This window comes from Sphingobacterium sp. R2 (assembly GCF_040760075.1).
Lineage (GTDB): Bacteria > Bacteroidota > Bacteroidia > Sphingobacteriales > Sphingobacteriaceae > Sphingobacterium.
Genome location: NZ_CP142884.1, coordinates 893,366 through 916,117 on the forward strand (window position 1 = coordinate 893,366; position 22,752 = coordinate 916,117).

The 22,752-nt window shown below is 40.4% G+C and carries 13 protein-coding genes; all 13 read right to left on the reverse strand.

The genetic code is table 11. From position 1 onward, the window contains the following. Positions 1-129 precede the first annotated feature (129 nt). Positions 130-2,199 carry a putative porin gene (locus VXM68_RS03695; RefSeq protein WP_367210481.1) on the reverse strand — a complete coding sequence of 690 codons (2,070 nt, stop codon included), beginning with the start codon at positions 2,197-2,199 and terminating at the stop codon, positions 130-132. A gap of 111 nt (positions 2,200-2,310) precedes the next feature. Further along, the gene (locus tag VXM68_RS03700; protein WP_367210482.1) at positions 2,311-3,126 is read right to left on the reverse strand and encodes a purine-nucleoside phosphorylase; all 816 of its coding nucleotides are present in this window, start codon (positions 3,124-3,126) and stop codon (positions 2,311-2,313) included. Between the two features lie 118 nt (positions 3,127-3,244). Continuing rightward, positions 3,245-4,735 carry a sodium:solute symporter gene (locus VXM68_RS03705; RefSeq protein WP_367210483.1) on the reverse strand — a complete coding sequence of 497 codons (1,491 nt, stop codon included), beginning with the start codon at positions 4,733-4,735 and terminating at the stop codon, positions 3,245-3,247. Between the two features lie 39 nt (positions 4,736-4,774). After that, entirely contained in the window at positions 4,775-5,587 is an 813-nt protein-coding gene (gene murQ, locus VXM68_RS03710; RefSeq protein ID WP_312330025.1) for an N-acetylmuramic acid 6-phosphate etherase, read from the reverse strand. A gap of 22 nt (positions 5,588-5,609) precedes the next feature. After that, positions 5,610-6,254 (reverse strand): polysaccharide deacetylase family protein, encoded by a 645-nt coding sequence (locus tag VXM68_RS03715; protein ID WP_367210484.1) that lies wholly within the window; start codon positions 6,252-6,254, stop codon positions 5,610-5,612. Positions 6,255-6,304: 50 nt separating this feature from the next. Continuing rightward, positions 6,305-8,131, reverse strand: a complete 1,827-nt coding sequence (locus VXM68_RS03720) for a glycoside hydrolase family 9 protein (RefSeq protein ID WP_367210485.1) — start codon at positions 8,129-8,131, stop codon at positions 6,305-6,307. Between the two features lie 42 nt (positions 8,132-8,173). Beyond that, complete coding sequence (locus VXM68_RS03725) at positions 8,174-10,033, reverse strand: PQQ-binding-like beta-propeller repeat protein (RefSeq protein ID WP_367210486.1); 1,860 nt, start codon at positions 10,031-10,033, stop codon at positions 8,174-8,176. Positions 10,034-10,205: 172 nt separating this feature from the next. Further along, positions 10,206-12,047, reverse strand: coding sequence for a RagB/SusD family nutrient uptake outer membrane protein (locus tag VXM68_RS03730; RefSeq protein ID WP_367210487.1), 1,842 nt, complete (start codon positions 12,045-12,047; stop codon positions 10,206-10,208). Positions 12,048-12,060: 13 nt separating this feature from the next. Then, positions 12,061-15,552, reverse strand: a complete 3,492-nt coding sequence (locus VXM68_RS03735) for a SusC/RagA family TonB-linked outer membrane protein (RefSeq protein WP_367210488.1) — start codon at positions 15,550-15,552, stop codon at positions 12,061-12,063. 52 nt (positions 15,553-15,604) lie between these two features. After that, entirely contained in the window at positions 15,605-16,846 is a 1,242-nt protein-coding gene (locus VXM68_RS03740) for an exo-beta-N-acetylmuramidase NamZ domain-containing protein (RefSeq protein WP_367210489.1), read from the reverse strand. A gap of 428 nt (positions 16,847-17,274) precedes the next feature. Beyond that, positions 17,275-17,922: an N-acetylmuramoyl-L-alanine amidase gene (locus VXM68_RS03745; RefSeq protein ID WP_367210490.1), complete on the reverse strand. Its 648-nt coding sequence runs from the start codon at positions 17,920-17,922 to the stop codon at positions 17,275-17,277. A gap of 102 nt (positions 17,923-18,024) precedes the next feature. After that, positions 18,025-19,662 (reverse strand): SusD/RagB family nutrient-binding outer membrane lipoprotein, encoded by a 1,638-nt coding sequence (locus VXM68_RS03750; RefSeq protein ID WP_367210491.1) that lies wholly within the window; start codon positions 19,660-19,662, stop codon positions 18,025-18,027. Positions 19,663-19,665: 3 nt separating this feature from the next. Then, positions 19,666-22,752, reverse strand: coding sequence for a SusC/RagA family TonB-linked outer membrane protein (locus VXM68_RS03755; RefSeq protein WP_367210492.1), 3,087 nt, complete (start codon positions 22,750-22,752; stop codon positions 19,666-19,668).

Consider the following 22,752-nt stretch of genomic DNA (forward strand, 5'->3'; position numbering starts at 1 on the left):
TACTTTTTTAAAGAACGCCGTTCCCTAATTGCGTGTGCAAATATAGCTTAAAAATTCTATTCTCAAAATTATTTTATAAGAATTTATGCCTTAACGATCACAACAAGCTAAGAAACACCGAAATAATTTTTAGTCATAGAACTTCCACGATATACCAAACCTAAAGTTGGCGGTATTCATCGGATAGCGGCGAACCGTGTAGTATCCGTGTGGATAGAAGTTCTGATTTAAAAAATTATAGCTCAAAAACATGTTTACCCGTTGTATGTTTGCTGTAATCCACAAATCCATAATTGGATAAGTCGAAAACTCGATTTGCTTATATGCATTGTAAAATTGCCCTGTCCCAACCGAATAATTCGGATTTGCATAAGGCGTATTAAACTTCGCATCCAAACCGATACTATAATCTATCACTTTATAGAAAAGATTGCTGTAATACAAACTATGCCAAGTATATAATTCGGGAACCGCCAATACAGCCTGTTGATCTGTCTTTTGATAGACAACCAGGTTGTCAAAAGTAAAATGGTTGAATTTAAATTTTTGTCCGATCGTTACCTTCAATAAATTGGCCTTATCCAATTGCGTCGGAACAATCCATTTGTCATTTTTAGGATCGTCCTGCGGATTGGGTCGCTCTGCGAAATACGTATAATTATTCATCAGGAAATATTCGACCTTACCGTGAAAACCAAGCATCGGATTAGCATATTGAAAACCGAGATTCTGAATTTTAGTCTTTTTAAGATCCAAATCATTCCATTTTGCATACGTATAATTTAAATTCTCAAAAATCATCTCGGGGGATTTATTCTGTGAATACGCAGAAAGCGTCACCTTTCCAATTTTATCGCCCATAGCGATATCCGCTTTGGCATCATATAGAAAATCCCCAAAATTGTGACCGAATACGATCTGATTGGCTTTCAAACTAAAATCAAGACGATCGGAAAACTGATAGCCCAATTCACCCTTTACGATGCCATTTTGGTAAAAGCGATCAAACGTGGTGCTATCCGGCAATTTATTAATGGCCTGCGGATAAGCCGCGCGATTGTTATAATAGCGGTTGGAATCGAGCTGGTTTTGCTCCACCCAGTTCATATCGTGCTGAAAGGCCAGGTTTAATTTTGCCTCATTCTTAAATACCGACTTCCCGCGCAGGAAAAAGTTGTATTCAAACTCATTCGAAACGTTCGTAATCAGGGTCTTATCATTATTTAACGCTAATGCTCTGTTGTTATAAGGCAACACTGCATACTGATCATCCGTATTCTTGAAGAAGTTATAGGTTTGCCTTCTAATACGCGTATTGTGCGCCATGCTATTGGTGGGGCGGATCTCCATAGTTGGCTTACCTTTATCGATGGTATCCAATCGCCCCACATAAAGCGACTGTCTCAGAAAAAATGATTTATCCCACCATCTGGATCGTGGAATCACATTCTTGTCAGAATTGCCAAATTTAGGGTTAAAACGATTTGGAGCCTGCCTGTTTTCAGGCGCAAACGGGCGATCTTCGGTAATAGAACCGTTTTCCATGGCATCCAACCGGTTAAATACCGCATTGATCAACAGGTTATACCGATTATTTTTTGATTCGTACCACGAGGCAATCGAAGCCTTTAAATCGGAGTAATTCTGATTCAGATAATAACCATCCGTTTTAGTCGAATGGAAATCCACATTCATATTCCATTGGGAATTGATATTTTGCGCTACTCGAGCCCTAAAAACCTGATCATTAAAGAAGAAACCCACCGCTGACAACTCAGAGTATCTTGCCCGTGCCCTAAAATATTGAACCGAATCAGGATTTAGTAAATAACGCTCCAATGCAGTGAAGCCAGACTGAAATCCGATGGTCTTTTTAGGCTGAAACAGCAAGTCGCGCGTAGCCAAACCATAAGAACCAAGGTTCACACTGGGATTCCAGGGTAAATTTTGGGGATTATAATATTGGTAATTATGATGCGAAGTGTCAATCTGTCGTGTATAGGTGCCTTTTTTTAACATATCCAATGTTGCATAACGGATATACTTTGCCGATAGGATAACAGAATCCTTCTTTCCGTCCTCCTTAGCCCGCGCCGAATCCAATGCACTGCTCCAATCCTCTTTGCTCTGCGCAATGACATCCATGGAATAAATAAATAAAAAACACCATGCGGCAAGAATGCGTACAAACAACTTCATCTAAAATTATATAAAAACCAAAAAAGCTAAATTCACCGGAATGAACAAATTGCCTTCAATGCCCACCAACCCGACACTGTTACCTGAAAAGATGACATATAAAAATGCAATTTATTGCAAAGCTATTAATTCTTTCAAAATTAATGTCATTTTAGGTTCTGCTTTCTCTGCAACAGCAACAATTTCCTGCAGGGATACAGGTTTAAGCTGTTCATGAAAGCCTTCATCCGTAACAACTGAAACGGCAAATACCGGCAGCCCCATATGATTAGCAACGATAACTTCCGGAACCGTACTCATACCGACCACATCCCCACCGATCAAACGCATATAGCGATACTCCCCTTTGGTTTCCAAATTGGGACCTGCAGAAGAAACATAAACAACTTTATGTGCAGTAATCGTATGCTGGCTCGCAATTTCAAGAGCCTGCACGATCATCTCCTGGTTATACGGCTCACTCATATCCGGAAATCGTGGACCAAACTCAGCCAGATTTTGTCCGCGAAGTGGATTGTCGGGCAATAAATTGATGTGATCTTCAATAATACCGAGGTCACCCTTTTTAACCTCAGGATTTAGCGATCCGGCAGCATTTGAAACAAACAATTTTTTTATCCCCAACACCTTCATGATACGGATCGGAAATGTAATCTGCTGCATATCGTAACCTTCATAGTAATGCAGCCTTCCTTGCATGGCGACCACATTACGGCCACTCAGCTTGCCAAAAATAAGCTTACCGGAATGAAATTCAACAGTTGAAATAGGGAAATTAGGAATATTGGAATACATCAACTGATACTCAACTTCAATCTCATCAACCAACTTACCTAATCCGGTACCTAGGATGATACCGAACTCTGGAGTAAAATCTCCAATTTTTCTACGGATAAATTCCGTAGTCTCATTTATGCTATGATACATACGTACAGAAAAACTAAGTATATCAAACTTAACTTAATTTTTCTGTACGTACAAATCAAATCAATACTTGTATTTACATCTTCTCACCAATGGAGAAACTTTTTATAGCCAAAATGTATTAGTTGTGGGACAATGCTTTTTCGCTAGCTTTACCCGGCGTACTGATCAAAAGCATCAAAAATGTAATGAAGCCATTAATAATAATCAGATCCAATCCGATAACATAAGGCGTATACACCTCGATAACATAGGTCTTAAGCAGAAATAATATCGTTGGCGAAAGCACACAGATGTAAGGTACAGCCTTATCCCGCACCGCATATTTTGTAAAAATCCCAAAAACAAATAAGCCCAACAACGGCCCATAGGTATAGCTCGCCGCAGTAAAAATTGCATTGACGACCGAATCATCATTGATGAGCTTAAAGACCAGAATAACCAATAACATCACAATAGAAAAGCCAAAATGCACATAGTTACGCTGTTTGATCAAAGCTGGATCATTGGGGTTTTCCTTTTTATTGAAGTTCAAAAAGTCTACACAGAAAGAAGTTGTTAAGGCTGTTAGTGCACTATCTGTCGTTGCAAAAGTAGCCGCTGTCAAACCCATCATAAAAATGATAGCAGGAACGATAGCCAAATGGTTCAATGCGATCTCCGGGTATAAATAATCACGCGTGGCCAACTGTGTGACATCAATACCGTTTTTAGCCGCATAGATATACAACAGAGCACCTACAGCCAAAAAGAAAATATTAATGACCACAAAAACACTTGTAAAAGTGATCATATTCTTTTGCGCCTCTTTAATGGTCCCCATCGATAAGTTCTTTTGCATCAAATCCTGATCGAGTCCTGTCATCGCAATGGTCACAAAAATTCCTCCCAAGAATTGTTTCCAAAAATTTGCTTTACTGCCCACAAAATCATCCCAGAAAAAGATTTTGGAGTAGCTACTTTCTTTCACTGCCTCAAAAGTATCTACAATACCAAAATCCAGTCCTTTTGCCATAAAATAAATGGAAAGAATGACAGCAGTCACTAAGAAGGTAGTCTGTAGGGTATCTGTTACGATAATCGTCTTTAAACCGCCCTTATTGGTATACATCCAGATTAACACCAAACATATAACGACCGTAATCGCGAAAGGCACATTCCAGGCATCAAAAATAAAGTGCTGTAATACAATAGCGACCAAATAAAGACGAAATGCAGAACCTATCGTTCTGGAAACCAAAAAGATAGCAGCACCAGTTTTATAAGTGGTGTACCCAAAACGCTCTTCCAAATACGTATAGATAGACGTCAGATTCATTCGGTAGTAGAGCGGAAGCAATACGTAGGCAATAATGACAAACCCCACTGCATTGCCAAGAACGAATTGGAAATAGCTGAATTCGGAAGCACCGACGGCACCGGGAACTGAAATAAAAGTTACGCCGGAGAGTGCGGTACCGATCATCCCAAAGGCGACCATATACCATTTAGAATTACGGTTTGCAACAAAAAAAGTAGAGTTATCAGAAGCTCCCTTTGAGGTAAAGTGCGCAACTGCGAGCAAAACCGCAAAATAGATTATTATAAAAGATAATAATATTATTGGTGACATAGTTTGTTTTTAAAATAGGTAATTAGTAGTTGGTTATAGTCAATGCGCCGCCTGATAGGATTCTATCGCCTGTCTCACATTCCCGAACTGCTCAAGCAAAGCCGCAGCTTCATCCTCGGGCGCACCTGTTTGATCCATAATGATACGCACACCACGACCTACCAGCTTATGATTTGACAATTGCATATCGACCATCTTATTGCCTTTGACCCTTCCCAACTGGATCATCACCGCGGTGCTGAACATATTTAATACAAGTTTCTGCGCTGTACCTGATTTCATTCGTGTAGATCCAGTGACGAATTCTGGCCCCACAATTACTTCAACAGGATATTGCGCGATCTCCGCAATTGGAGAACCGCCATTGCAGACAATACATCCTGTCACAAGCCCTTTTTCATTGGCAGTTTTCAATCCACCAATCACATAAGGAGTCGTGCCAGAAGCCGCAATACCGATCACAACATCGTTCTCATCGATATCATAGGCTTCCATATCCTTCCAAGCCTGCTCCAGATCATCTTCTGCAAATTCAACCGCTTTCCGAATTGCGGTATCGCCACCGGCGATCAAGCCGATGATCCATTCAAATGGCACACCGTAAGTTGGAGGTAATTCAGATGCATCTAAAACGCCTAAACGACCACTCGTACCAGCGCCGATATAAAAAGTTCGACCACCAGCCTTCATTTTCTCCACAGTGACCTTGACCAATGCTTCAATCTGAGGAATAGCCTGCTCTACAGCAAGTGGCACAGATTTATCCTCATTATTGATATTAGTCAATAATTCATGCACAGACATCTTGTCCAAATCCTGATAATTCGAATCTTTCTCCGTTGTATTTACCATTATTAGTATGTATTGTATTTCTTTATTTCAATAATTCGGGTACATCCACAAGTTGATACCCTTTTCCCTTTAATATGCGAATGATATCATCCAAATGATGATACAGTTTATCTTTACGTCGATCATCCGTTCCCATATGAATCAATAGCATAAACCCGTTAAGCCCAAATCGTGCCTCGTAGGACCACAGGTTGTCGAGAATCACTTCCGATGACAAATAACGAGTCCCCATTTCAGGATACGTATAATCGGCCGCTGTCCGTATTCCGGGTGTATAATTAACCGAAGATAGCCCCAACACTTTTGCCCAGTTGACCGTTTCACTCGTATACCATTCATACGAAGGAATATAATAAGACAGATTCTGGCTATCAATACCTGCTCTTTGCAATGCATTCAGATTGGCCTTCACATCAGTCACAAAAGAGTCGCGTGTAACCAATAGCACATCTCTACTTCCCCAGTCGCTGACCAATAGATGCTTATCCGAATGCCCCGAAACATAGTGACCATCCCTTAACATTCGACGCACATAAGGTTTAAAGGTCAGATTTCTGAGATAATCACCTGTCAGGAAAAATGAACCTTTCACATGATGACGATTTAAGGCAGCCAACACTGCACCAGTACCTTCCGACAAATCATGACCAGTAAAAATCAGCGCCACCTTTTGTGTTGTCGAGTCACCCCGGACAATAGCACCAAAAATATCCCGGGTTACTTTTTTCCAATAGGCTCCTCCATGGCCTTACCCTCTTTTGAAGCAAGCAAATAAATCAGAGAAGCTGTTCCATCCATGGTCGGCTCATTGGTACTATAGTCCCCGTAATCATCGTGATAGACTGCCAAATCACTTTGAAACTCCGCATAATGATCGGGATTATTCAACTTGATACCGATCAAATTGCGATAAGTAGACGCCATAATAGGCCCATCAACCAAACCACCGTCGATCGGGTGCTTTCCCAGAAACGTAAACGCCGAATGCGGATCCACAGGTGTATCGCCCCAAGATGGAAGACCATAGACCATGCTTGTTCCCCAGGGATTCGTACCAAACAACCAGTCAAAATTAGCCTGAGCGAGCTCATCGAATTGTGCATCTCCTGTCAGTTCCTTATACCACAAACATTGGATGGCAAAAGATACAGTCAAATTATTGCTACACCAGATAAAGGGGACTCCCCGATAAAAGGCATTTAACTCTGCCCTGCGATTAACCTCCTCAATCCCTTGCTTATAGTAAGATACAATCTCCTCGCGATCTTGTCCTTTTAATCCTTTTGCCAGTTCATAATGCCCAAGGTTGATAAACGGATACCACTGATAGTGAGCGGCAGTATCGGTAATCATCCAAGGTGTCACCTTTTCCTGTCTGGCATATTTTAAAGCCTCTTGGGCAAATTTCTTTTTCTTTGTCGCTGAAAAACCCATTGCAGCAGCCAACTGCATATCATCCACCCAATTGTCCTCTGCATAAATATAGGGCGATTTCACAGAAACCGTCTGTGTCACGCCGGGTTTAATATTGGCATAGGCATAGGCGGACGCTGATTTCTTGGCCAGCAATCTGGCATACTTCCGATCTTCCTTATCAAACAACGTCGCCCCGAGGCGAAAAGCACTGCTAAATTTACCCGCAGTGGAGCTTGTCCCCGTCGTATTATTCATAAACTTACCGCGTTGCTGCGGCTCACCATCGATAAAATACACCGGCCTTTCAAATCCACGTCCATAATACGGATCTTCCTTGGGCATCCGCATACTGGCATGATCCCGGTCGTCTCCAATCTGATTGTACATTTCGTTAGCCTTGGGATGCATCTTCAACAACCAATCCAACCCCCATTTTGCTTCATCCAGGACATCTGCCCGGCCATTTTTACCATCAAGCCCATTCACCAGCTTCCGATCACCAAACACTCTTGGAAAATCACGATAGGCAGCAAGCAAGTGAAATGTTGCATTTGCCGAAGTTGTCGCATATTGCAAATAATCAGAAGCATCGTGCCAACCACCACCAGCATCGATACGCGAACTATCTTGAATTCCCACCTTTTCGGCGTAAAGCGTAAAACCATCGTGTGTATGGCAACTATCTTGCAGAAAGGGATTGAACAATGTCCGTTGTTGCCGCATATATCGCAATACAAAATCTGCGGCCCCTTTATAGACGTCCCGTGCAATTCGGAATGTTGCTGATTTTACATCGTCAGCCTGAACAAAGAAGCGTCCTGTATCTTGTACGGCAGAAAAATCAAAACGAAAGCTTTGAATAAAAGGACCGTAAGACCCATAATCTTTTCCGACAGGATGCACATACACGGTTTTACCTGTTTTTGCGTTTTTAATCTCAAAAGAACGAAGCTGCCTGATTGATTTCCCACCCCATACTGCAACCTTCTTACTTGCTGGAGTATAACCCAATTGGTTTATTCTAATCCAAGCATTTTGCTGTGCTTTCGCAAAGTTACAAACAAAACATGCAAAAACAAGCACAAAAGCTTGACGTAAATTTAAGAAGTTTAGACATTTTTTTATCATATCAAGGCATTTATTTTCAAAAAGATGTTTTAGTCAAATTGTTTAAAATGCTAATGACACTATTTTACCATCCATTGTACTCGCAATCACCCCTTTTTGACCATTTATTGCAACCGGATTAAGCATCCCATTCGATATTTTATATTGCCATACAACTTCGCCTGTTTTTGCGCTTACTGCAGACAGTAAACCCGAATGACTCGGCACAAACACCAATCTGCCGTTTGTTTTGATAACCGATGGTGTCAACTCATAAGGCAACTTCAAGGCAGACGTCCAAGCAACATCCATGCTTTCACCCGCAACTGAGATACCGAAAAGATCACCATCCATTGTTTTCACATAAACCAATTTTTGATCCGCGGAAAGCCCCATCGACTCCCGTACACGAATCGTATCTCTTTTTTCCCGCCAAATAACCGCTCCTGATTTCGCATCCAGCGCTGTCATAAAACGATCGGGCGCAACCACAAAAACACGATTATTTACACCTACTGGATTACATGCAGCAGCAGAAAACATGCGATTGGACTGTCCATTGTTCCATTCCCAAGAAAGACGACCTGTCTTAGCGTTCAGGGCATAAAACCCATTACTCCATGAACCGAAAATTACATTGCCCAAATAATAGGTCGGTAATGTTGACACAAATCCTTTGACCTGATCAAAACTCCATTTTACAGCACCTGTTTTAATATCCAACGCTCTAAACTTACCATCAGAACCGCCGATAAAAGCGACGCCATCGTATAGTAATGGCGATCCCAAAACCGCCTTCTCTGTCTGCACCTTCCACAGTAATCGACCATTCCGAGCATCCACTGCATAAATTGCATGATCCGATGATCCAGCCACCACGATTCCTTTCGAAACTGCTGGCGTGGAATACACTTTACCTCCAGTACGGAATGCCCACAGCTTCCTGCCGGTCTTTAAATCGAGCGCAAAGATATCTCCGGCAGTGTTTGATGTAATCACGCTATTTTTGTAAACCGTCAGTCCCGCTCCGATATCACTTGCATCTTCAAAAGTCCAATTGACCTTAACTTGATTGGCATATTTTGTATTGACAGCATAACTAGGTCGTGGGTAAGTCGCGGTTTCATTTTCAAAATGATGATTGAAAAGAGAGACAACGAGCCAGGGCTTTTCCTGGGTACCCATTCCCGGGTTACGCTCTTGATAAGTAGCCTTACCGTCTGCAATGGTTACAATATTATAACCACCAATTTCCCTATTTGCCCGCAGGTTGGAACGCCCCATTACACCAGGAATTCCTTCCCAATCGTACAATTTATTGATATGCCCATGCCCACAAAACGCCAGCTGAACATTTCGAGTTTTGACCCTTTTCAAGGCGTCAAACCAGTTATTCAACGATGAATCTTGTGGATAGTGGTTAATATAGATCAATGGTAGCTGTTTATCCGGGTTCGCGGCAAAAACAGAGTCCATCCAGACCAGATTTTCGCGTGGAATCTGACCGGGGCTCATCCGCATATTCGGACCGGAATTGGTACCCATAAATGCATAACCTTTGTGCTTAAAGAAAAAAGTTTCACCACCAAAAACGGTGCGAAAAGTATTGGCCCCATTTTCAGACCAATTTCCATCATGGTTCCCGGGAATAACATACCAGGGAAGCTGCAAGCTATCCAAAATTTGCTTAGCCAGCTTGAGCTCATGATCAGCACCAAACTCAGTGATATCACCAGACAGTATCACGAAATCGATATCTTTCACCGTATTTAGGTCTTTTACTGTACGTCGCAAATCTTCCGCTCCTGTTGCACCGCCAACATGCGTATCGGTCACGTGAGCGAATTTGAAGGATTGCTGTGCAATCGAGACATTAAAAATGCAGGATAATGCAATAAAAAAGGTAATAATTGTAGACCTCATGCGTAATGTTTTCTTAAAAATAGCGTTTTTATGCATAAAAAAGAAATAGAAATGCGTTTTTATGCAAATCTAGTGTTTAATATTGGTTTAGATGCGCCTTAATAGTATTCGCTATCAAAGCATAAAAAAGCCTCTCCGAAAGATTCAGAAAGGCTTTTTAATTTATCATTATTTACTGCCATCCCGGAGTCTGCGCCAAGATATAGCCCAAATTTGCGTATTGTTGAATTTGATTTAGTCCGACGGGAGCCAAATAAGATCGATCAGTAAAACTTACCCTATTCCCAAACTTCGGAACGACATAATATCCTACCATAGCATCCCCATTAGTACCATTATAGGTAATCGTATTTCCAGCTGCATCCCGCACCTTCAAAACACCTTCATAGGCCTTTGTCAAACGATTCGGAAGATCCTTTTTAATATTTACCCAAGGACCTAACGAATAATCGGCACTTCGCGAAAAATTCATATATTCCAATTTCTTCCAGCGACGGATATCATTTAATCTCGCATACTCATACACAAACTCCATTCTCCGCTCACGTCTGATTTCCCACATCAAAGGCGACACATCGGAACTACGACTAGGATCGTTCGGTAATGAATTCAATATTAAAGGTGCAGTTTTCTTCACCCCCTTAGCAATAGCAGTTGCATCCAACGGCCTACTCCGAACAGCGTTTATCGATTTATCTAAATCAACTTGGGTAATAGCTGTTCCACCAAAAAACTCAGCTAGAATTTGCCTCGCTTCAATCCAATTCAGCACAACTTCTCCAAGACGCGCAACTGGAGCATCATTTGTATTTGTATTGCTGCTCCATTTCGCAGGATAAGTTTTTCCGATATAAGTCAAAGCTTCTCTTGCAGCAAATTTATGACCGTAAGCAAATGTTGAAGAGGCAGTATTAACTGTATCCATCAATGAAGCTTCAAACCGGGGATCTCTCGTTTTCGCCAAAGACTTCATCGAAAAATCCGAGGCATTTGCGACTACCGAGTTTTGCCAGACCTTTCCATCATTACAGATAAAAGATTTAAGCAAATCCAAATTCACTCCCTTTTGGCCCTCAGTACCATTACTATAAGACCCTACGGAGTGAGTCACCTTCAAGGCGTCATTATAGGTTCTAAAGAAAATTACCTCAGGATTGCTTGACAGATCTTCGGACGCAAACAAACTCTTAAAATCACTTCCAAAAGACCATTTACCACTATTCATAACCACTTCGGATGCTTTGACTGCGAGCGTAAGATACTTCTTTGCTCGATCTTGATCTAAGCCGTGGTATTTTTCCCATGATCCCTCAAACAGCATAAGGTTAGAAATAAGTGCCGCTGCTGCATACTTATTTACATAGCCTTTTCCATCGTCCGCACGCATATTATCCAATACATATTCGAAATCGGTATACACTTTATCCATCACTTCTCCACGCTTGGTTCGCTCTTTATACATTGTAGCTTGGTCCATCGGATCAACTTCAACATCGAAATATGGCACATCACCAAATACAGAAACTAGCCGACTGTATTCATAGCCCCTAAAAAATCGAGCTACTGCAGACCAGTGCTTATACTCCGCTTCAGACAATTTGGATTTAGCTTTTGTATCAACCCTATTCAACATCACATTAGCCTTTCTTACCCAGTAAAAGTTCCAGGTTGGCCCAGAATAAGTAGTCAACATATCTGGTGTCGCACTACTAGATCCTCTACTCGTGGGCACTACCGCCTCAAATCCCCCCTGTGTACCTTCAGATGTAAAATCATCCGCGTAGTTATAGCCCACCAACGGAGCATAAGCGGTACCAAAAAAAGTATTATAGCCAACAAAATAGTTTAAATAAAAATCATTTGCATACAAACGAACATCTGCTTCATTTCTCCAAAAGTTTTCATCGATTACTTTAGTTTGATCAGGCCTATCCAAAACATCCTTACTACAGCCGACCCCCAATAACATTGCAGATAGCATGATAGATCCAATTTTTATCTTATTTAATTTCATCTGTCAAATTCGTTTAAAAGTTTAACTGAACACCAAACGATGCACTCTTAAATGTTGGTGTTCCCACGCCGGTACGTCCACCGTTATAATTCGTCTCATTAAAAATCGAGAAACCTTCCACCTCTTCCGGATCAATCGGTAAGCCTCTAAGTTTATCCCAAGTGAAGAAATTCTCCAACGATATATAAACACGCAGGTTATTTATCTTAGCTCGCTGTACAATATTTTGAGGAATTGTATACCCTAGAGTTAAGTTCTTAATTCTAAGATATGACATATCTAATAAGTAGCGGGACTGAACTTGCATATTATTCACATTTGCACTACCACTATTGTTAAATGCAGCAGGATAGAAAGCTCCCTGATTATCTTTAGTCCAGTAATCGTTGACAAAGCTTGCAGGCATTGCACCGTCTGATGTGTTAAATCCTGGAATCGCCAAGAATCCCGCTCCCCAAACCTTACGTTGTCCCACTCCTTGGAAAAATGCCGAAACATCGAATCCTTTCCAATCAGCACCAAATCTAAAACCATACTGATAACGAGGCGTTGAATTACCAATGATCTTCATGTCACCAGGATTATCAATAGTACCATCACCATTATCGATCTCACCGTCACCATTCAAATCTTTGAATTTAACATCACCAGGACCAAAATAGAAATTAGTTGAATTTTGGAATCGTGGCTGGTAAACAGGCTTCTCGCCATTTGGTCCTTCTTTTAATAGATAGACATTATCTGTACTTCCGTAATATTTAGTCATATCGCTATTTGGCTTTACCAATTGAGGATCATTTTTTTCATCCAATACAAAATCGCTATATTGGTATAAACGGTCAGTCTCATATCCCCAAATATCACCATAAACCCTACCATTGTAATTTACACCTGTAGTACGTAATGAGGTGTAGCCATTGAAGACAGATTTTGAATCATCCAAATTGGCCCTAAAGTTAATACCCAGTCCATTTTCGAATCGATGATTAAAATCGATTGCTAGCTCGAATCCCTTAGTTGTTAAAGTACCAAAGTTACCCCAGGGCGCTGCAGAACCCAAAGTCAATGTTGTCCCTTCCAAAGGAGCAAACATGTTTTTCGTTTTCTTTTGATACCAATCAAATGTAAACCCTAATTTATTTTTAAAAAATCTAGCATCTGCTCCAAAATCGAGGGTTTCAAGATCTTCCCAAGTAACGCTTGGCCAGTTCAATTTTGGTGTACCAACTGAATTCAACAGTGCGCCATTGACAATATAGTTAATCTGACCCGCGTCCATGTTGGAAACATAAAGGTCAGAAGGTACTGTTTGGTTTCCAATAACTCCCCATGAACCTCTAAACTTCAACTGATTTAATGTAGATCTTGACCAGTCCATGAACTTTTCTTCCGAAACTACCCAACCCGCTGAGAAGGAAGGGAACCAGCGCCATTTCAAATCTTTAGGAAACTTGGATGAACCATCATAACGGATATTTCCTTCAAACAGATATTTATTCTTATAAGCATAGTTCACGCGCCCAAAATAGCCCAATTGAGATTCCCAGTATTCGCCACCACTTCCAGTAATCTGACCAACAGCCAAATCAAACTGTGGATTTGTAATATCCAATAAATCAGCTCGCTGCGTCCAGTGATAAGAACCATCATTTGTCACTCTATTGAGACCAAGGATAAATTTAAAGTCATGATCATCATTCAAATCAAGTTGATATGTTGTAAATGCATTCACTGTATGTTTGTGTTCATTTTGCGAGCGCATGTAGATATGGTCTTGTGCTGAGCCATTAGCTGTATACATATCATTAGAAAGATCATAAGCTAAAGTCGCATCCTCATCTCCCTTATTGACAACAACCCCTTCTTTATTGACATAAACAGGATTTCCTTGTGCATCAAACCTTTGTTTGGCAGCCACCCAAGAATTGGCAGCGGTATACCTAGTTCCGTTTTTTCGCCAACTATAATCTTCATTGGTAAATGTATAGTCTACATCTACTTTCCAATTTTTCATAATATTAACTGTAGCACCAGCACTTAAGTTAATATAATTACGAAGCATAGAAGCTTGATTTGCCGCCTCATTTTCACTCCATGGACTTCTTATTGGATTTCTATTTTCATCATATCCCATTGGATAAAGCGAACTCCAGCGATACATATATAACCACGGATCGGCCGTTGTTGAATTTGTTGCATACGGATAGATCTTGTTCCGTTGAGCAAACATAGCCCCGCCTCTAATAGTCAAATATTTATTCAGTTCGGTATTTAGTCTTAGCGCAGCATTATACCGTTTAAATTTATCAGAATCCCCTGCCTTTAACATACCACTCTGATTCAACGAACCGAATGAAGCAGTATATTGTGTTTTCTTAACCGTACCATTTAAAGACAAATTATGCGTTTGTGTGGGCGCCCATTCCCGCACCATATAGTCATAAGGGTCATAAGTTCTAACACCATATTTTTTCGTTGGTGATCCCGGATCAACAAACCAATCTCTACCATAGACAGTTGGATCATCTTTACCTATTGTAGATCCATATTTTTTATCCCACTCAACCGCACGTTCATAACTCTCTTTATTTACTTTATAGAAAGCGCCAGTCTCTGTCCCTCCGACTCTTTCTAACGCATCGATGGTATATTTTAAAGCATTAACGCGTCCCATTTCCAATTTTTTATATGGATTTTGGAATGAAAAATTATTGGAATAATTTACCGTAACCTTCTCTGCACTTCCTCCTGTCTTAGTCTTAATCAATACCACACCGAAAGCAGCCTTTGCACCGTAGATGGATGAAGAGGCAGCATCTTTTAGTACTGTAATAGACTCCACATCGTCAGGATTTACATACTGAATACTTGGAATCTCCACATTATCTACCAAGATCAATGGACTACTATTCCCTTGAATTGATGATATTGCACCCCGTATGCGCATAGTAGGATCAGACCCCACCTCTCCACTCGGCACAGTAACACTAAAACCTGGCGTCGTACCTTGAATTGCCCTTCCAACATCGGCAATCGGACGACTCTGTAGGTTTTCCTTCACATTAATCGACGCAACAGCACCAGTTAAGTTACCTTTTTTCTGCGTACCGTAACCCACCACCACAACTTCATCCAACGCTTGATTATCGTCGGCTAGCGTCACATCAAGCGAACCTGAAGTTACGGTAACTTCTTTCGTCACGTATCCAATAGATGAAAAACGCAACTTGCTCCCCACGGCAGCTGTAATTTTAAATTGTCCTTGAGCATCGGTCTTTGTTGACGCAGTACCGCCAATCAAAAATACACTTACCCCAGAGACTGGACCTTTTCCATCCTTTACAGTACCTTGCACCGTATTTTGAACCGCACCTTTTGCAGAAGAACGTAGAAGAGCGCTTGTTAAATTACCACTGTTCAACGTACCTTCTTTTTTTGTAAAAGAATAGGATTCAGAAGGAAAACTCAATCCAAGAGCAACAGAAAATAGTACAAATTTTCTCATTGATTATAGAGTTTTAAAATAAATGATTCTAGTTAATATTTGTTAGTTATTGCTATTCAAAATCAGTGTAAAGCAAATACTTTTTACGCATTTGCTTATACGCCTTTAAGTCATCAGACCACGACGCACGAATCTGTTTCTCGGATTGACCAGCAAGGATCTGCTTGCGTAATTGATCGGTGCCTGCCAGTTTATCAAAAAATTCAGGCCGTGCAAAAAAAGTGGATTTATCCGGTGTCTTTTGATAAAAATCCAATAGATATTTTAAGGTAAATTTTTGACCCGCTGGATCTAAAGCCCGTAGGTCTATACCATAATTTGTAGCCCCTTTTCCTTCCACATGCTTCGACATACCATGGCGTTCGCCGGGAGTAAACGTAAAAGAACCGTATACCGGATTTGTATATCCTAAAACCTGAAAAGGCCAATCTGTACCACGTCCTACCGAAATATCAGTCCCTTCGAAAAGGCACAATGAAAGATATAAACGGACCGACAGTGGATTGGGTAGACTTGGCGAGGGAACCACGGGCAAATCATACATTGTCTTGTGATCCCAGTTTTGCACCTTCACAATCTGTATATCCGCCTGGCGCCCATTCTCCAACCAACGTTCTCCATTGATCATCTGCGCAAGCTCTCCAATAGTCAGACCGTGAATCATCGCTATCTTATGCCAAGACACATCGGATTTAAATTTATCGTCATGCCTTACAGGTCCATCTACTTGATCGCCGTTTGGATTTGGGCGATCTAGAATGATCAGTTTTTTATTATGTTTTGCACAAAGCTCCATGACACGATGCAATGAAGTGATATAGGTATAAAAACGCGCACCTACATCTTGTAGATCGAAAATCATGACATCAATGGAATTCACAATGGAATCCTGCTTTTTATTACCACCATATAATGTAAACAAAGGCAAACCTGTTTTCTGATCCAAATCATTCCCAAACTTCTCGCCACGTTCAACATTACCACGGAAACCGTGCTCCGGAGCAAAAGCAAATTTTAAGTCAACTTTGTTCTCCATCAATACATCAACAACATGCCTTTTATTGGAACCAACAATCGAAGTTTGATTCCCCATAATACCTACCTTCTTACCTTTTAATTGAGGCAGATATAAATCGAGCTGATCCGCTCCTGGCAAAATCACATGTTCTGCCGCCCCCGCTACGCGTATCCCATTTGTCGCATTGACCTGAGCAGACTTTAGTGAACTGCCGCAAGAGGTAAAACCGGCAATGGAAATGGCAAAGGCAAGTTTTAATAAGGTAGTTTTCATCATAAATAGACTTTTAGCTCATGCAGAAATGCAGTTTTATGCATGAATAATTGAAAATCAGGATAAAAGTAAGTAGAAGTTTTCGTTTTTAAAACAAAACTTGTCATAAAAACGCAAAAGAAAGTAAGTGTTCACTTTTTTATCAAATAACAAATACGCTTAAGCATTATTAAGAAACAATAACTAGAGAGATTAACGAAAAATACAAATCACTTATTATCAATAAATTAAGTAGAAACTTACACTAAATGATATTCTTACAAAAACTCAAATAGGAAGGTTAATCATAACAATTTTAGTACAATTAACATAATTTAACAACATAGCAAAATACAGCAAAACCGTACATCGTGCATTTTCGGCATAGGTTAGAGATATATTGCAAAGGCAAGCAATAAAATGATATAAAGGATCTCGCTTGTGGGCTTAATTTAAGGAAGAGAATTTAATTTTAAATCATTCAGCGCGGACCGCAATTCATTCATGAATTTATCGCCCGGATCGTCTTTACCTGTAATATAATTTGGATCTGTCTCTTTCCACCAACTTGTTTTTTTGAAACGCTGATATTCATGGTGGCCCAATACAAATGCTATCGGGTATTTTTTGCTGAGATAGCGAATTAGTTCTTCATTAGCTTTCAGTTGCGCATGCGTTAGTGGATGTTCGCGGCTGCCGATATTCTCGATACCGATCGCACAATAGTTGAGTCCTATAGTATGTCGCGCAAAAATAGAATCGGACAAAAATTGGTAAATAGTGCCATCACGATCAATGACGAATTGGGAAGATACATTCAAAGCACTTGCTTTGGTCAGTTCAGGTCTTCCCGGCAGTTTTACCGGATTGAAAGTGTTGAACGTTGCTTTCACACTATTGTTTGCAGTCCAGTGCACGACAACCATTTTAGGATGAATAATCGGGGCTGACTGGGTCAGACCATGTCTATTTTTCAAATAATCCAGGGAAAGCTGTATTCGTTCCTGATTCCAAGTAATTGGTTTCTGAATAATCTTGGGAGATTGGGCGAACAACATCGTCGCCAAAAGGCAATTAACAACTAACAGAATAGATTTCATTATACAAATCTAACAAATTAAAAATTTAGGCCAGTAATTATGCTATTGAAAAAGGCCTGAAGGATATACCTTCAAGCCTTAAAATAATATCAGTAAATACACTTACTTTTTATCCCAAAATACGGGTTTAGTGATATATGTTGGCGAACCTGCATCGGGATCGGCCTTTTTCACTTGGTCAAGATTATAGCTGTTTTCGTAAGAAGCTATTGCAAATCTCCTTGGCCAATCAGTTGGATTAGGAAAAGAATTCGCAAAAACATGACTAGGACGATTGAAACCTTTATAGATACCGATTGTCTCGTTATAATTACCAGACGCATCGGTGCAAAAATCCATTCTACGCAAGTCTGCCCATTGCTCTTGCGAATAAGAAAGCGCTATATATTTTTGAATCATAATTTGGCTTAACGTCAGCTTGGAAGCATCCTGAACAACAGATGTACTCTCCAAGAACTTTGTCAGATCTCCACTAGCCACTCCCATTATTTCCATATGAATTTTAATTCCATCTTTATACGCCTGGAGAGCCAGAGCAAGCTGTCCTTTTTTGAAACGTATCTCTGCTTCTATAAATTTCATTTCGGCACCAGTTAACAATAAACCTTTTCCTCCTTTTCGCGTATACCATGTTCCGGTTGACAAAACACGTCCAGTAGAAGCCGCTGTATTGCTTCGTAAGGATACATAAACAGAATCAGCATGGGAAAACTGATTATTTTTTTCGTTGAAAGTCACTGCTACAGGACCTGTAGCGGGCAAAGAAGATTGCATATCCACTACTTTTGAACGCACCAACACTCCTTTACCATTATCCATACTAGGAACCAATAGATCCAAGCGAGGGTCTACCATATTATTCCCTCCTGTAGGAGCACCTGTATAATTATTGGTGATATAGTCGTAATACAGTTTCGTTATTCTTGCAGTAGTACCGGTATTAGCCCATTGCAGTGCAGCTTTAGAATTATCACTGACATCTTTACCTTCATCCACATACTGATACGTAGTACCATCAATACTTGAAGAAGGAGCCTTAGCCAATAAAGACAGAATTTCATCCGGATTATAATTTGCTTTTTTACTATAATGGTTTAAAAAACGTGCCTTTAGACCATAGGCCAATTTTATCCACTTTTGTACATCACCACCGTTATAGGTATCGCCTTCTTTCAAAGAGGGTGCATACTGATCTTGTGCTTTACTAAGATCTAAAATTGCTTCATCAAGTAGTGGCAACACTTTCCCATAGATATATTCTCCGTCATCAAACTTAGGGGTAAGAATATCTTTATTATCAAATTCATCATAAGGCAAAATTCCATAACAGTCGACCATATATCCAAAGCCCCATGCCTTTATAATCTTACCAACACCCACATAATGATTTGCGCCAACCTTATCGGCGGCATCAATCATCGGCTGAATATTTACAGCAGTATTGACATACCAAGCTTGCCACGGCCATCCCACGGCGGCATTGGTCAAATTCCATCTTGTCAAATTCCAGTTATTGCTATTTGCATTTACCACAGCCAGTTGCTGTGTAATAAAAGAAGCCCTTGTGCCGGCGCTTTCATACCCATCAGCAAATTGAGCCAGTATAGGGGGCAAACGCTGCACAGCTGTCGGAACAGTCGTATTCGCCGAATTAGGGTTTTCATTTACATCAAGCCATTTGCTACACGAACCCAAAGCGAGTGTTGAGGCTGCAGCTACTATATAAATAAACTTTTTCATTTTTTAAAACTTTAGATTTAAACCAAAGGTTACTCCAGCAGTTGCCGGTACGCCAGCATAATCCACACCTACAGAACCAGAACCAATCACGCCTGCTCCAGCAGCACTCACCTCAGGATCCATACCAGAATAATTTGTCCACAACCAGAGATTTGTTCCTGTCGCTGTGACTGATGCCGCTTTAAATATTTTAGAACGCTTCAAAAAATCAGGAGGCAAGCTATACGTCAAACTTAAGGAACGGAGACGCAACCAATTTACATTTTCAACGAAATGAGGTGTATGCAAGGCATAAATATCTCGATAATACTCCTCTGTTGCAACAACTTCCTTAGTAATCATTTCATATGCTTTCGTCTCTGGATTAAGCGCCATGCCTGTAAAGGAAAGTTTATCACCTCTGTTTTCCGTTACTTTACTTAAGCCATTATAGGCCAAAAGATACTCTGTGCCATTTAAGATATCTCCACCTTTTCTAAAATCAAATAAGAATGATAGCTCCCAGTTTTTATAGACAAAAGTATTATTTAGACCACCGAGGAAACTCGGTTCTCTATTACCAATAGGCTTTGTCGCATCTGTCGATGTCAATGGGTATCCTGTTTTCCAATCCAACAACAAATTCCCGTCAGCATCGCGTTGCCAGGTTGAACCACTTATACCCATGAAATTTCCATTGCCAAAAGAAGCCGCTTTTCCATTTCCTACCTGCACGTCAGTAACATACAGAATGGGTAGAGAAGCTGGCAATGATTTCACCACGCCTTTGTTATGAGAGAAATTCAAAGCCAAATCCCATCTAAAATCTTCTTTTTTAATTGGAGAGGTATTAATAGACACCTCTATTCCCTTATTTTCAATCTCGCCCGTATTGACAAAACTTAATATATATCCTGTTGCATTTGAAACACGAGGTTGCAAGATTTGATCTTTAGAATTGTTTTTATAATACGTAAATTCTAAACCTAACTTGTTTTTGAATAACTTCAGATCAGTACCAACTTCAAAAGAGGTCGTTGTCTCAGGTTTCAATTGATCATTACCCCTCGTCCAATAATTTCTAAACCCACCTCCAACGGTCAATTGAGGTTCAAACAAATAGGTTGCTGTTTGATAAGCAGGCGCATCTTTACCGACCTGTGCCCATGAAGCTCGCAACTTACCATAATTCAAAATATCGCTTTTCTCCATGAGTTCCGTGAAGATTAAACTCCCAGAAAATGAAGGATAAAAGAAAGAACGATTTTGTATCGGCAAGGTAGAAGACCAATCATTACGACCTGTAGCACTTAGGAATAATAGGTTTTTATAACCGATACGCAAATCCCCATAGACACCTAGCAATCTTTTTTTGGTGATGGATTCATTGAAATACTTATTCTTTGCATCCGCATTGTTTATGCTTTCAAAATTCGGAATAGAGAATTTCTCGGCACGCATGGAATTTGCTTGAAGATATGTATCCTCAGCTGTTGTCCCCAATAAGAAATTGACATCCCAATCCTGTTTAAATTGCTTATGGAAATTCAACATAAAATTGGAATTGATGTAATTATATTGACGAATATTTTCCGAAAGCATACCATTTTGCCAGGCCTCCTTTACCGCAGAGCCAGGCGTTATAATTGATCTGAAATTCGTAGTGTAATTATCAACACCTAACTTGTAAGTTGCATCTAACCAATCCGTAATCTTCACATTCGTATATACATTCCCTAGAAAACGGTTTGTCTTGTCATTTTGAGGGTTTTTATGGATTGTCCAATACGGATTATCAACATTATCTTGAAGCGCCACGTTCGGTAGTAGTAAAATCTGTTTGCCACTAGGATCTATCCATTTTTTCATGTCCACATTGCGCGGAAAAGCTAGAATGGATTCCATATACCCCAACCCCGAACCTCCCCAAAGACCAGATCCAGTTAAGGTTTTCTGCGTGGTACTATGCGAGTAGGATGCGTTTGCGCCAAATGTAAAAACACCTACTTTTTGTTCGCCATTAAATCGGAAAGTAGTACGTTTAAAATCGGTGGTCGGCACAATACCTGATTGGTCCAAATTCGAGCCAGATAAATAAAAATTACCCTTTGCATTACCCCCTGACACATTAAATGAGTTATCAAAAGTTGTTGCATTTTGATAGAAGTCCCCTAAATTATCATAAACAGTTTCTACAGGCTGAAAAGCATCTCCCCAAGACAGATACGTATTATCAGTAATCCTATTCCCTTTATAATTAGAACCCTGCTTAAATTTATCTTGTAACTTCGGCAGGCGATTTACCCAATTCACACCAAAGCGTGAATTTATTCCTATCGAAGTAGCCCCATCTTTCCCTTTTTTGGTGGTTACGACAATAGCACCCGCTGCCGCCCGCAATCCATACAGTGCCGCAGCCGCAGGCCCTTTCAAAACCGATATAGATTCAATATCCTCTGGATTTAAATCTAACGCACGATTACCATTCGTGGTGGAGATATTCGTATTGCCGTCAAAAGCGGAATTATCACCTTGGCCAGTGGAATTATCCATTGGCATACCATCGATAACAAATAAGGGTTGATTATCCCGTTCGAGGGAGGTACCGCCACGAATAACGATGGAAGCAGATGCTCCTGGCGCTCCTCCCGAATTGGTCACATTTACACCAGCAATCTTGCCATTTAATGAATTGATTATATTCGGATTTTTATTCTTCATCAACTCATCCGATTTAATATCTTGGACAGCATAGCCCAGCGCCTTCTTTTCCTTCTTGATTCCCATTGCCGTCACAACAACTTCTTCGAGAGCTTCCTCACTACCAGAAAGTGCAACATTGATCGTCGCATTTGTGCCAACTAATTGTTGCCTTTCTTGAGAACCCACTGCTCTAAAAATTAAAATATCACCTGGTTCTGCACTGATCGTAAAACTGCCATCGGGCTTCGTTTGTGTACTGACAGCTTTACCTTTGATGCTCACAGTGACATTGGCCATGTTACCTCCATCAGAAGCATTCGTCACTTTACCTGTTACAGTTTTGGTTTGCGCCCACAAGCTCGTTGACAGCATCACCCCTGAACAGAATAAGAGAAATTTTTTATTCAT

Coding starts and splice junctions, on each gene's coding strand:
- VXM68_RS03695 (WP_367210481.1), bottom strand. CDS start 2,199: ATGAAGTTGTTTGTACGCATTCTTGCCGCATGGTGTTTTTTATTTATT.
- VXM68_RS03700 (WP_367210482.1), bottom strand. CDS start 3,126: ATGTATCATAGCATAAATGAGACTACGGAATTTATCCGTAGAAAAATT.
- VXM68_RS03705 (WP_367210483.1), bottom strand. CDS start 4,735: ATGTCACCAATAATATTATTATCTTTTATAATAATCTATTTTGCGGTT.
- murQ (WP_312330025.1), bottom strand. CDS start 5,587: ATGGTAAATACAACGGAGAAAGATTCGAATTATCAGGATTTGGACAAG.
- VXM68_RS03720 (WP_367210485.1), bottom strand. CDS start 8,131: ATGATAAAAAAATGTCTAAACTTCTTAAATTTACGTCAAGCTTTTGTG.
- VXM68_RS03725 (WP_367210486.1), bottom strand. CDS start 10,033: ATGAGGTCTACAATTATTACCTTTTTTATTGCATTATCCTGCATTTTT.
- VXM68_RS03730 (WP_367210487.1), bottom strand. CDS start 12,047: ATGAAATTAAATAAGATAAAAATTGGATCTATCATGCTATCTGCAATG.
- VXM68_RS03735 (WP_367210488.1), bottom strand. CDS start 15,552: ATGAGAAAATTTGTACTATTTTCTGTTGCTCTTGGATTGAGTTTTCCT.
- VXM68_RS03740 (WP_367210489.1), bottom strand. CDS start 16,846: ATGATGAAAACTACCTTATTAAAACTTGCCTTTGCCATTTCCATTGCC.
- VXM68_RS03745 (WP_367210490.1), bottom strand. CDS start 17,922: ATGAAATCTATTCTGTTAGTTGTTAATTGCCTTTTGGCGACGATGTTG.
- VXM68_RS03750 (WP_367210491.1), bottom strand. CDS start 19,662: ATGAAAAAGTTTATTTATATAGTAGCTGCAGCCTCAACACTCGCTTTG.
- VXM68_RS03755 (WP_367210492.1), bottom strand. CDS start 22,752: ATGAATAAAAAATTTCTCTTATTCTGTTCAGGGGTGATGCTGTCAACG.